General features: G+C 31.8%; 10 protein-coding genes. 7 read left to right on the top strand and 3 right to left on the bottom strand.

Annotated features, from left to right (window positions below; all coding sequences use genetic code 11):
• The first annotated feature begins 31 nt into the window (after window positions 1–31).
• The 6 genes from JL193_RS16390 (at window position 32) to JL193_RS16365 (ending at window position 7,316) form a co-directional block, all read left to right on the top strand.
• Entirely contained in the window at window positions 32–2,425 is a 2,394-nt protein-coding gene (locus JL193_RS16390; RefSeq protein ID WP_207971787.1) for a type IA DNA topoisomerase, read from the top strand.
• Between the two features lie 367 nt (window positions 2,426–2,792).
• Complete coding sequence (locus JL193_RS16385; RefSeq protein ID WP_207971786.1) at window positions 2,793–3,086, top strand: helix-turn-helix domain-containing protein; 294 nt, start codon at window positions 2,793–2,795, stop codon at window positions 3,084–3,086.
• Window positions 3,083–4,177 carry an AccI family restriction endonuclease gene (locus JL193_RS16380; protein ID WP_207971785.1) on the top strand — a complete coding sequence of 365 codons (1,095 nt, stop codon included), beginning with the start codon at window positions 3,083–3,085 and terminating at the stop codon, window positions 4,175–4,177. Before JL193_RS16385 ends, JL193_RS16380 begins: the two co-directional genes overlap by 4 nt.
• 1 nt (window position 4,178) lies before the next feature.
• Window positions 4,179–5,828: an HsdM family class I SAM-dependent methyltransferase gene (locus JL193_RS16375; protein ID WP_207971784.1), complete on the top strand. Its 1,650-nt coding sequence runs from the start codon at window positions 4,179–4,181 to the stop codon at window positions 5,826–5,828.
• A gap of 419 nt (window positions 5,829–6,247) precedes the next feature.
• Window positions 6,248–6,739, top strand: coding sequence for a helix-turn-helix domain-containing protein (locus JL193_RS16370; RefSeq protein WP_207971783.1), 492 nt, complete (start codon window positions 6,248–6,250; stop codon window positions 6,737–6,739).
• The gene (locus JL193_RS16365; RefSeq protein WP_243456877.1) at window positions 6,693–7,316 is read left to right on the top strand and encodes an IS630 family transposase; all 624 of its coding nucleotides are present in this window, start codon (window positions 6,693–6,695) and stop codon (window positions 7,314–7,316) included. Before JL193_RS16370 ends, JL193_RS16365 begins: the two co-directional genes overlap by 47 nt.
• Window positions 7,317–7,620: 304 nt before the next feature.
• On the opposite strand, the gene JL193_RS16360 is transcribed toward JL193_RS16365, so the two are convergent.
• From JL193_RS16360 to JL193_RS16350, 3 genes are all read right to left on the bottom strand, one after another.
• A complete protein-coding gene (locus JL193_RS16360) occupies window positions 7,621–11,967 on the bottom strand; it encodes a DUF8693 domain-containing protein (protein WP_207971782.1) in 4,347 nt (1,448 codons plus the stop codon).
• Between the two features lie 461 nt (window positions 11,968–12,428).
• Window positions 12,429–12,725 carry a hypothetical protein gene (locus JL193_RS17320; RefSeq protein WP_243456788.1) on the bottom strand — a complete coding sequence of 99 codons (297 nt, stop codon included), beginning with the start codon at window positions 12,723–12,725 and terminating at the stop codon, window positions 12,429–12,431.
• A complete protein-coding gene (locus JL193_RS16350) occupies window positions 12,700–12,906 on the bottom strand; it encodes a PIN domain-containing protein (RefSeq protein ID WP_207971781.1) in 207 nt (68 codons plus the stop codon). Before JL193_RS16350 ends, JL193_RS17320 begins: the two co-directional genes overlap by 26 nt.
• Before the next feature lie 91 nt (window positions 12,907–12,997).
• Here JL193_RS16350 and tsaE point away from each other — a divergent pair, with 91 nt between their 5' ends.
• Window positions 12,998–13,405: a tRNA (adenosine(37)-N6)-threonylcarbamoyltransferase complex ATPase subunit type 1 TsaE gene (gene tsaE / locus JL193_RS16345; RefSeq protein ID WP_207971780.1), complete on the top strand. Its 408-nt coding sequence runs from the start codon at window positions 12,998–13,000 to the stop codon at window positions 13,403–13,405.
• Window positions 13,406–13,412: the final 7 nt, after the last annotated feature.

Genomic DNA, 13,412 nt, shown 5'->3' with positions numbered 1-13,412 from the left:
CTTACTTTCGACTTCCTAAAAGAAACCGAATTTGAAAGTCTGTATCGCCGAAAAACCAAGTGTCGCAAGAGAAATTGCTAACATTCTAGGAGCCAACACAAAACGTGATGGTTTCTACGAAGGCAATGGATATGCTGTAACCTACACGTTTGGGCATTTATGCACTCTTTTAGAACCCAAAGATTACAAACCGCATTGGAAAAGTTGGGATTTGAACAACTTACCCATGCTACCTGAACGTTTTGATACGAAAGTAAATGGAGATTCAGGCATTAAAAAACAATTTAATATTGTAAAAAGTTTGTTCGAAAAAGCAGATGTTGTAATTAATTGTGGCGATGCTGGTACAGAAGGAGAACTCATTCAACGTTGGGTAATTAATCAATGTAATTACAAAGGAGAAGTACAACGTTTATGGATTTCATCACTTACAGAAGAAGCCATCAAAGAAGGATTTCAAAATTTAGAACCGTCAGAAAAATACGACAATTTGTATTATGCAGGGTATTCTAGAGCCATTGGAGATTGGTTGTTGGGTTTAAACGCCACACGTTTATATACCATAAAATTTGGCGGTTACAAACAAGTGTTGTCTGTGGGCAGAGTGCAAACTCCTACCCTTGCCATGTTGGTAAATCGTTATTTTGAAATTCAAAATTTTAAACCAGAACCTTATTGGGAATTGCAAACTACCTATAGAGATACCCTTTTTAATTATGAAGAGGGTCGTTTTCTAAAAAAAGAAGACGGACAAGTTTTAGCGGATAAAGTTGCACAATCTGAGTTCGAAATTGTTTCTGTTATCAAAAAGAAAGGAAAAGAATATGCTCCTAAATTATTCGATTTAACAGGCTTGCAAGTCTATTGCAACAATAAATTTGGGTTTTCTGCAGATGATACTCTAAAAATTGTTCAGAAGTTGTACGAAATGAAAGTAGTTACCTACCCAAGAGTAGATACTACTTTTTTACCCAATGATTTGTATCCAAAAGTTACAGGAATTTTATCAAAATTAACCAATTATTCAGAATTAACTCAACCTCTTTTAGGAAAGAAAATAAAAAAGTCGAAACGTGTTTTTGATGATAAAAAAGTAACCGATCACCACGCCATTATTCCTACAGGAATTCAAGGAAATTTGCAATACAACCAACAGCAAGTTTATGACATTATTACCAAAAGATTCATTGCTGTTTTTTATCCAGATTCTAATGTTTCTAACACTTCAGTAATAGGTAAAGCTGCTGAAGTACCATTTAAAACAACTGGAAAAGAAATTTTAACCAAAGGTTGGCGTGTTGTTTTTGAAACAGAAGAAAGTAAGGTGAAAAAAGAATTAAACGCACAAACTACTTTACCATCTTTTGTAAAAGGTGAAAAAGGTTCACACGAACCCTCTTTTTTAGAAAAAGAAACCAAACCACCAAGAAATTTTACAGAAGCCAGTTTATTACGTGCCATGGAAACTGCAGGAAAGCAAGTAGATGATGATGAAATGCGCGAATTAATGAAAGAAAACGGAATTGGAAGACCCTCTACAAGAGCAAGTATTATTGAAACTTTATTCCGAAGAAAATACATCGAACGTAAGAAAAAACTGGTTTTACCCACACAAACAGGAATCGATTTAATTAATATTATTGATAACGAATTATTAAAATCTGCTGAACTTACAGGAAGATGGGAAAAACGTTTGAAAGAAATTGAACGAGGAGAATTCAACGCTGGTACATTCATCAACAATATGAAAAAAATGGTAGATGAATTGGTGTATGAAGTTCGATCCAATACTTCTAAAAAACGAATTTCCTCTAATGTTAGTTCGAGCGCAGTCGAGAACTCTCAAAAAAATAAAAAGATTTCTCCACAAGGTCGAAATGACAAAAAGAAAAAACAAGTCGCTGGAAAAACCTGTCCAAAATGTAAAAAAGGCCACTTATTAAAAGGATCTTCTGCTTTTGGTTGTTCTGAATATAAAAACAATTGCGATTTAAAAATTCCTTTTAAAATTTACGAAAAAAAAGTTTCAGAAAATCAGTTAATTCGTTTGATTGATAAGGGCTGTACAACCAATTTAAAAGGTTTTAAAACAGAGGCTGGCAAAGTAGAGGGCTTGATTCGTTTTGACGAAAATTTTGCTTTAAAATTTGAGCCAAAGCAAAAAGCAAATGAGAAAAAGACTGAGATTTCTCCACAAGGTCGAAATGACAATTCAAATGTTTCTTCGAGCGCAGTTGAGAAGTCTTCTGATAAAATAGTTTGCCCAAAATGTAAAAAAGGAACTATTTTAAAAGGAAAAACGGCTTACGGTTGTTCCCATTATAAAAATGGTTGCAACTTTGTTTTCGCTTTTAGTAAAATTAAAGAAATGGCAAACGGAAAACCTTTAACTAAAGAATTGGTTCTTGAGATTATTTTAAAATAACTAAAGAGTACTCCGTTTAGGAAAATACCCCATATTCAAATGACTGATACTCCCTTCGCAAGCAAGAAAAACAGAAAAACACGCATTTGCTAATACTGTTTATAAAAAATTGCTACTTTTAGACTTATTAAAATTGGTTGCATTTTTGCCTACTGCAGAATTTCCTTCGGAAATTCCTCGCAGACAAAATCGCAACTTTTCATAAACAAAGACGTTTTGTTTCATACTACCAGCCGCAAATTTTAGCACTTTCGGTTTTTGCCAACGCTCTAAAAACCAAAAGAGCTAAAATTTACCAACGCTTGAATAAAAACTTCAAAAACATTTAGTATATTTGACCAAATTAAGTCAAGTCAAAATAAGGAAAGTGACAATTGGTCAAAAAATACGAGAACTACGAGAGAAAACAGGAATGTTACAAAGAGAACTTGCTTATGAATTAAAAGTTGGAGATGCCTATTTAAGTAAAATTGAGAGTAATCAAAAAAATCTTAAAAGAGAGCATCTTACAACTATAAGTAAGTTATTCAAGTACTCATATTCTGAATTAGAAACTTTGTGGCTCGCCAATAAAGTTTACGACTTAATCAAAGATGAAAAAAAGGCAATTGAAGTTTTAAAAGTTGCTGAACAAGAAATAAAATACAGAAAAACACTATGACCTACTTTGAAGAATTAAGAGAAATTACGAAAACTATACCTACATCAATAATTGATTTCTCAATACCAAGAGATAGAACATCGCCACCAACACAGGCATCTTCTAACTTTATTACTAACAAAGAACAAGGAGATTGGGCAGAAGATTTGATTTTCAGAGCTATCAATGAAACTTCAGAGAATTATGTAGCTGTGCGTTATGGAAAATCAGATGACTTAATTGCTGGAGATAGTGGATTTGATAAATTCTATAAAGACTTTCAAGATGAATTAGATACTATTGGAAAACGACCAGATTTACTAGTGTTTAAAAAAACTGATTTTGATGCTAAACTTGGATTTGATATTAGCAACCTTGAACATTCTTCGATTACAGACTATGTAAAAAAATCAATTGCAGGTTTAGAAATACGTTCGAGTGCATTTCTTATTGATAAATACGAAAAAGAAATGCAAGACAGAACAGCATATCATCTTAAAGAAGCACTCGCTGTAAAAGACAAAATATTAGCTGAATATTTGGACATTTTAAAAGATGATAAGAAGAAATACTTCATCGATATCTTAAATAGTATTAATGAAGAAACTATCAATGCTATAAACTTTAGAAGACCAAGCTGGAAAGCAACTGATAGACTTCAACAACTTTCATTGCTTTTTAAGGACTTAAAAGATAACATTACCATTGTTCAGAAAAGAGATTATTTAAGCATTACACCTAAAATAGAAGATGTCAAAGTCGTATATAAATGGGCAGAAACATTCAGTGTGCCACATTACTATTTTCAAGTTTTCTTTGACAAATCTTATGGTATATCTTTTAAAAATATTTTGACTTTACTTACGGAACCTGACAAAGAGGGAACATATTATGAAATTAGTCAAGACATAAAGAATCAAAATAAAACGACTGTAAAAATCAATACACGTAATACAAATCAAGTTGCTTATAAAGTTCTCGAACCTGAACACAAAAGCGTTAGGCGAGAAATGGGTCGAGGACGATTATTGTTTTATGTAAGCTTTGAAAAAGGGACTGCTTATCTAGATATTGACAGCCTTAAAGAATTATTAAACATAAAAGATTTTTAAAATGGAGTTAGAAAAAATATATACAGAAAAAACAAGTCTAACTCATCGGAAAGAATTTGCTCAATTTTTTACACCACAACCTATTGCAAACATTATGTCTGACTGGTTGCTAGGAAACAAATCATTAAAAACAGTTTTAGAACCAGCTTTTGGTTTAGGGATATTCTCAAGGACTTTACTATCTAAACTAGATAATTTAAAAATTAAAGGTTTTGATATTGATGAAACCATTTTCAGTAAAGCAAAAGCATATTTTAAATCTCAAAAGAACGTTTCATTAAAACTAGAAGATTATATGTTTAATGATTGGAAAAACAAATATGATGGAATTATTTGCAATCCACCATATTTAAAATTTCACGATTATGACAATAAGCAAATCTTACAAGAAGTCGAAAATAATTTGAAATTTAAATTTAACGGCTTTACAAATCTATATACATTATTCCTTTTAAAATCTATATTTCAATTAAAAAAGGATGGTAGAGCTGCATATATTATTCCATCTGAATTTCTAAATTCCGACTATGGTAAACTAGTAAAAGAATACCTTTTAAAAACTAAAACATTAAGACATTTATTTATTATCGATTTTAAAGAAAATGTATTTGATAACGCTATGACTACTGCATCAATACTTCTTTTGGCTAATGACAAAAACAATTCAGAAATAAATATATCAACAATAGATTCTAAATCAGATTTACAACTAATTGATACTTATATTAAGTCATATCCAAAAGGAAGAGGCGAATTTACTTTTAAACTAAATGATTTAGACCCAAATATTAAATGGCGTAAATATTATCAATTACAAAATTCAATTAATTACAAAAACCTTGTACCTTTTTCGACTTATGCCAAAGTTGTGAGAGGTATTGCGACTGGTGCAAATGATTATTTTACATTCAAAAAATCTAAAGCTAAAGAGTTTTCTATTCCAAAAGGAAACTTGAAGCCTTGCATTTGCAAAGCAAAAGATGTGAAAGGTAATTTCTTTACAGAATCTGACTATAAAAATTTAGTTAAAAACAATGAACTAGTATATTTATTTGATGGTAAAAACTCTACCAATAAAAATGTTTTGGCTTACATAGAAAAAGGCGTTAAAGATAAGATAAATGAAAAGTATTTAACAAAATGCAGAAAACCTTGGTATTCTTTAGAGAATAGACCACCTGCACCAATTTGGGTCTCTGTATTTAATAGAGATGGTGTTAAATTTATACGAAACGAGGCAAATATTTCTAATCTAACTACTTTTCATTGCGTTTATCCTACAAACTCAAATTTATTTTCAAAGGTTACTGATGATTTTCTATTTGCTTATTTGCTAACTGATGTAGCTAAAGAAATATTCAGTGATAATAGACGTGAATATGGAAATGGGTTAAAGAAATTTGAGCCAAACGATTTGAACAAATCAAAAATACTTGATTTATCCACTTTATCAGAATCGCAAGTTGACCGAATTTTAGCCCTTTATACTGAATACAAAAAGAGTAAAGACGAGAAATTCATAAGCAAAATAGATGAAATTTTACGAACTGAATTTGCCAACGCTAAAAGCCATACACATTTGCAATTCGCACCAGCCAACACAACACCAAAAATTGCAAAAGAGTATGCTTTTGCCAACGCTACAAACTGAACGAAAAAAAGTACGAAAAAACAACAAAGTACTGTGGTAAAAAACAAGACGAGCTATAAGGTTAGCATCTAAAGAGTAATTTGCTATAAAACGTTGAATACGCCTTAGAGAAGAACTCGAATCAGCAGAAGTGTCAAAAGCATTTGCTAATTTCCCAAAAGTTACTGTTTGCACCTTGCATAGAGCAATCACAAAGTAAGAAATCAATTTAACACGAGCTAAATTTAATTTTCCTTTAAAATGGCTGTTGAGTATTGAACTAAGTTCACTATTTTTATGGATAACATTGGTTTTCTTCATTAGATAAATGAGTAGAATTACTCATATAATATGCTGAAAATCAATGTTTTAAACAAATTATTTAACAATTAATACTAAATAAACTTTGATATTACTGTAATATTTTGTATCTTGTTTTTATGCCAAAACAGATAAATATTACAGTAAAAGAGAGTGAAGAAGAATTGAGTTCACTATTAAGAAAAGCAAAATCGGAACGTGAACGAGGTCGTTTGAAAGTTCTTATTTTAGTAAAGCAAGGTAAGGTAGTTTACCAAAGTCAGTTAGCTTATAAATTGGGTTTTACAGAAAAGACAATTAGAGAATGGTTAAAAACCTATAATAGCTACGGTCTTTCAGAATTAATTACCATAAAAGTAGGCGGTAATAACACTCGTGTTATTTCTGAGAGGGTTATTGATTTTATAGCTACCCAATTAACCAATCCACAAACAACAGTTACCTCTTATGTGGAGCTTCAAGGTCTTATAGAGGCTACTTTTAGTGAGACGATTGATTATGGGACGCTTTATGCACATTGTAGGCGTAAACATAAATCTAGACTAAAAGTATCAAGGAAGTCTCATTACAAAAAAGACCCAAGAGCCGAAGCGGTTTTTAAAAAACCTTAAAAAATCATTTGAATTATTTAGACTTAAACTCAATAACAATAAGCATACTTCTGTAAATCTATATTTTCAGGATGAGAGTAGGTTTGGATTAATTACCAAACAGAAAAAAGTTATCACTGCTAAAGGTATAAAGCCTATAGGTAAATACAAGCACAGTTATCAAAGTAAATGGTTGTGGGGAAGCTTTTCACCTATAACAGGTGAGCATTTCTGTATGATAACTGATACTGTATGTAAAGACTTTTTTGTACAGTATCTTAACGACTTGAGTACTTACAATCCATCAGAACTCAAAATTATTATAATCGATAATGCAGCTTTCCATTCTACTAAAGATGTAAAACTACCTGATAATATTATCTTATTGCCAATCCCACCATACTGCCCAGAACTAAACCCTGCTGAAAAAATATGGCAATATCTAAAAAGCAAAATCGCTATGAAAATCTATGACACTTTAGATATACTTGAATCAAAAATTGAACAACTTGTTAATGATATGAGTCAGAATACGATTAAGTCCATAACTGGTTATGAAATTTATCTAAAACCCTTTTACAGTAGTTTCAATGTTTAAATGGTATAATTTGTTGATTATCAGTAAATTATATTTTTGTCATGTACTAAAGAAAGCCTTACATTTTTTTCAATTTTATAGAAGATGCTAAGTAAATTTTGCGGAGAAATATTTTGGAGCAAATTTAATGTTTGCTATACTATTTATGATTTGAAATTATCTTAGTAAAACACCTTTTTCTTCTTTCTATTTTATTATAAGAAGAAATCGTAGTTTAAGGCTATTCTTTAATTTTCTAATTTATATAAATAAAAATCATCATTTTCTTTTACAGTAATTTCAAATCATAAATGGTATAGGGTAATTACTTTTCGAATATTATTTTTTTAGAGATCTTTCCTTCCTCTGTTTTTACATTTACAATGTATATATTTTCTGGGAAATTTTTAATTTTAAGACTGTATTCTGTTGTTTTTTCAAGGTTTTCCCAACTTTGAATTTTTTGCCCTAACAAGTTGTATAAGGTTACTTTTTCAATTAAAATTTCCCCTTTATTTTGTAACATTAGTGCACTGTTTTGAGCATCTAAAAAGACTGTAATTTCTTTCTCTTTTTCTTCTGTTGGATTTTGAACTTCCTCTATAATTTTACTTTCTTCAAATACAATTGCAAACCTATTTTTATGTGTTCCTTTTTTTAATTGCAATGCCACTTCTTTATTTTTTAATAAATAGTTTTTATTTTTTAATTTATCTTTTAGAAAAATATCGGCTTCAATGGCAAAACTATCATCAATTTTAAGAATGTTGGTGCCATCATAATCCATGGTAATTTCAAAAGGGATTTCTAAATCGTAAGATACATTTCCAATACCTGCAATTACGTATTTATGGTCGTTTTCTGGAAATTTCCAATATATATCAGTCTCTCCTAAATCGTTTACAGGGCTGTCATATCCTTTTTCGAACTGAAAAGTATTGTTTGCGCTAAAAGAAACCCCAATTTGTCTGTGTAGGCTTTCTCGTTCTGTATTTACAAAGTCCATTCCTAGTTTTATAAACGGAAGTTTGTTAAAGTCTCCCATATCGTCATCAATACTCTTTTTTGTTTTTTTATTGGTTTTAAAAAACACGGCATTTCCAGAATTTTCGGTAACAAATTGTCTTTGGTTGTTGTTAAATACAATAGGACCACCATCTGTATCTCCACTAATAAAAAAACCTTGTCCTACAGGAATGTATGTACCAGGAGTTTTGTACAAAGAGGCATCTGTACCAGGAGCAGGTGCACAAGAAATGTTACCATCATCATCACTTATTGTTAGATAGTCTATAGAAATGGAGTTTCTGTCTAAAGATTCAAAACGTACAGAAGCCCCTACAGTAACACATTCGTTAATGGTAAATGTGGTGTAATTTGCACTTGCAGGCAGGGTATAGGTTTTTCTAGCTTTGCCATCTACAACGAACCTTAGTAATTTTTCTGTAGGAGCAGTATAGGTAAGTTCGATTTTATCTGTAGCTCTAGTAATGGCATTAATTTTTATAAAACCAAGATTATTATTTAAGGTAATGATATTTCTAGTTCCTTCTGTAGTATTTGTGCCATTGGTAACCGTATTTTCTGCTTCTAATTTAATATTGAAAGCCCCTACCAAAGGTTTGCTAACAGCAGCAACAGCCATAGAAAGGTTTAAAGTAGCATACCCACCAATATACCCATTGTAGAGATGGCCATCAGTAGCTTCTGCTGTACTTTCTTCCCCAACATGATCCCAGAAATACAAGGTACCATCTATAGAATTGATGTTGTCTTGTATAAATTTTAATCCGTTTAAAGCAGAAGGGTATGGATTTCCTAGCAAGTAAGATTCACTTGCGCCCACAGCAGTTCTCAATTCTCCATCATTGGGGTTGCCTACAAAGGTATAATTTTGAGCCACCTCTGTTCCTTTAAGAATAAAACCGTCAGTAGGAGCAATGGTTCCATTTTTACCTTTCCATACCCAATTGGCACCTTTTCCTTCTGCGCTTGCAAAGGTATATATCCATTTTTCTGAAATATTGATAGGAGTTCCAGAACTTCCATCTAAGCCACCAACAAAATTAATATTTCTAGCAATATTAGTAGAACTTTGCCCCACAATACCTGTGTGTGAAAGCGGGTTTGTACCATCTTTTAACACACTCTCTACAGTATAGTTTAAAGCTCCTAAAGAAGTTACAGGTGCCCCTAGGTAATTGAACCTATATACACTTGCCAAATCAGAATTTTGGTCTATATACAATTTACCATTTCCTGTTGCATTGGCAGTTCCAGGGTGTGTTTGAATTAATTGACTGGTACCTATGAGACGAATTTCAGCAGCATCTGCAATATGAAGGTTATCGGTGACTATTAAAACTTGATTGTCTAAAGATAAAATACGATTTTCTTGCACTTCTAATTTGCGAGCAATTAACTTTTTACCACTGTGCATGTAGTTCTCATTGATGGCTACAAATCGAGATTTATCTGGCGTTCCATTACTCCAAGTATTGCCTATTCTTGTGGTTTTTCCAAACCGATGCAATCCTAATAAGGTATTGGATTCTGTAGGTACAGGAGTTGTAATTTCAGAGAGTACAGCACTGTGCGGATGACGTAAAAAGTTATTGAAAGTTGTCGCAATTGCATCGTCTATAAACACAGTCCATTCATTAGGATTATAGGCATTAGTAGGTTGTAGAATTTCATCTATTCGAACCAGAGAAGTATTATCTGTTAAATTTTGTATGGCATCTTTACGAGTTCTCCAAGCGAAATTATTGTTTGCTTTTCCATTGCTAGATATTGTAAGGATGTCATTGGAGTTATCAAAGGCGATAACAGAAGGGGTTACTACAACAGGAGTTTCTGTTTTGATGGGAGCTACCATGGTTGCAGAGGCTGTAAATAAAACGGATTCTCCAGCCAATATTTCTTCAGTATTACTAGCAGTAGCAGTTCTAACAGCGGTTACTCCGTTGTTAAATAAATTAAGATTTGCAGCATTAGGCACTACAATTTTAGAAGCATCTCTATTGGTTACTTCAATTATTTTTTCTGTTCCTTTCCAATAGATTTGTGTAATCATTGGATTTCCACAACCATTTTTACTATTATTTAGCGCATAATTACGGTAATTTGTAGTTGAAAATGCGTTTGTATTTATAGCGGTGTTCGTATCTGTATTTTCTAAACTATTTGCCAAACCATTGCTACCTACAGGGTCTTGTGCAGTATCTATAGCAGCATTTGGGGTATTGTTTGCAATACCATCATTGGCATTGTTTCCACTAGATTTTAAAATACTAGGCGTTGCAGCTTCTGTGGCATCAGGACAACCATCATTATCTGAGTCTAAATCTCGGGAATTAGGAATGCCATCTCTATCGATGTCTAATGCATTGGCAAGCTGTACAACAACTTCCGCAAGGCTTAAAACTCTGTTGCTTCCTACCAATCGAATTCTTATTTTTCTTCCTAAAGTATTAATACCATTAATGGTATTTACAGCTGCAGCAGAACCATTGTTATGGGTATATACCACGTTGTTGTTTGTATCTAATACTTCTAAAATAAAATTATCTAATCGATTGCCACAGCAATCGGTTCTGTTGTGTATCACTACAGTACTAATGGTTGTATCAACCTCCATGTCTAGCAACCACCAAGGATTGTTTTGAGTATTGGTATGTGTAACAGAGCCACTGCTAAAATTTCCACTGGTATTGCCATCTCTGGCCAAACTGGCAGAACAGCTGTTGTTTGGGCAAGTACGGTTGCCTAAAGAAGAGCTTTGTGTGGCTGTACCTCCAATAAAATTGGGGTTGGACTCAACAGTGTCTAAAATACCATCATTGTCATCATCTAAATCACAAATATCTGAAATGCCATCGTTATCTGTATCTAAATTACCAGATGCTACTGCATCACACGGATCTATAGGTTTTATAACTGAAAAAGCTAGAGTAACTGAAACCCAACCACCTCTTCTTCCATCTCTTCCATATGTCCAGGTTGCTGTACCAGTGTTACCAGCTGTTAGTTGGCATCTTTCAGCAATTCCTTGGGTAGTTAAAAAATTATTGATATTTATTCTTTGTGTTGTTCCTGAAGGTCTTGTTAGAGTATAATCGTTATCTACACCAACGATTCTTAAAATTATATTTTCTTCCATGGATGCGTTTATGGATGGTGATACAGGTGAAGAAAAAGATGATGGAGAAGTAGAAATAGCTGAAGCATAAATTGGGTTGTTATCAACATTAACTACATTATCGTATCTAACAATTGAGGCACAAAGTCTATTGCTAAAATCTACACTAAAAGAATAAGAAGTGGGTTCTGCATTCGTTGCTATTTTGTAAAATACGGCTAATGTTGTTGTTCGATCACCAGAAAATCCAGTTCTTAACAACGTCCAACCAGAAGGAGCTGTTATATTAATAAACCTACTAGTATTATCACTACCATTTACAGAGGCAATTAGCAAATCGTTTGCACTTCCAGGAGGTACAGCAACGGTTATGGGTGCTCCAGCAGCATTTCTACAATTAGATCTGCTACCAACAAAAGAGGGGGATTGCGAATAATTATTCGCTGAAATTAAAATTAGTAATAAAAAGATGCTTTTTTTGAGTTGTATTATTTTTTTGAATAACACATTTTTTTCTCTGTTCGTGTTCATTAGATTAGGGGCTTTAGTTAAAACAGTATAAATTTTTATTCTCATAAGAAAAACTTATACAATATATAAAAAAAATAGATATAAATTATCATAAAATTGTATAATTTTTTTTCCTAAGTACATGACAAAAACTGATAAAATTCTATATTAGTTAAATTTTTAGAGCTTAAGAGTATTTTTGCTAAGAAATCAAGTCCATGTTTGAATATAGATTTAGCTTTCCTACCGTGTTTTTTTTAATTAGAATCGGTTTTTTCTGATGTAAATGTATTCCCATTTTACAACACCAAACAAAAATAAAGATTACTAGCAACAGTAATTTTTTAATTCTTTGAATATCTTTTAAGTGCGTTTTTCCCACATCAAATCCACTCGATTTCATTGCTTTAAAACACATTTCAATTTGCCATCTTTTGCGAAGTTTTGTTGTGCTTTTTCAGGTTTATTAAAAGAGATAAAAATTAGAAAATCAAGTTTTCGTGTTCTGGTAAAAGATTAAAAACAAGACGAGCTATAAGGTTAGCATCTAAAGAGTAATTTGCTATAAAACGTTGAATACGCCTTAGAGAAGAACTCGAATCAGCAGAAGTGTCAAAAGCATTTGCTAATTTCCCAAAAGTTACTGTTTGCACCTTGCATAGAGCAATCACAAAGTAAGAAATCAATTTAACACGAGCTAAATTTAATTTTCCTTTAAAATGGCTGTTGAGTATTGAACTAAGTTCACTATTTTTATGGGTAACATGGGTTTTCTTCATTAGATAAATGAGTAGAATTACCCATATAATATACTGAAACAAATTCTTTAACTACTTTTTCTTTTTCATCTGTAGTTTCTTTATCTGCTAAAAGCTCTAGTTCTATAATAATAGAAATATAAAATTGCTTCTCATTTAAAATTTCTGCTAATGTTTTGTTTCCATTTAGTAAATATACCATTTCTATTTTGTTTTTAAACAGATAATTATATCCGTGAAATTTATCGAATCTACTACAATAAAATACTAATTAGTTTTCTATTTTTGTAGTTATGAATAAGAACTATTCTTTAGAAGATTTACAAGAAATAGCAAAAACAATTATTTCTTCAGTAAACAACAAAACGTTGTTATTTTATGGAGAAATGGGGGTTGGAAAAACAACACTTATTAAAGAAATTTGCAATCAATTAGGGGTTTTAGACAACATCTCCTCTCCTACTTTTTCTTTGGTAAACGAATACCAAACATCCCAAAATACAAAAGTTTTTCATTTCGATTTTTATAGAATTGAAGACGAAAATGAAGCCTTAGATATGGGAATTGAAGATTATTTGTATAATAACGATTGGTGTTTAATTGAATGGCCAGAAAATGTCGAAAATTTATTACCTTTAGAATCCGTTGCAATTCGTTTATCTACTTTAGAAAATGGACAACGTAACATTCAACTAAAATAACCAAAAG

It is taken from the genome of Polaribacter batillariae (assembly GCF_017498485.1).
Lineage (GTDB): Bacteria > Bacteroidota > Bacteroidia > Flavobacteriales > Flavobacteriaceae > Polaribacter > Polaribacter batillariae.
Note: the sequence above shows the minus strand (reverse complement) of the source record. Positions and strands in the feature narration are given on the sequence as shown.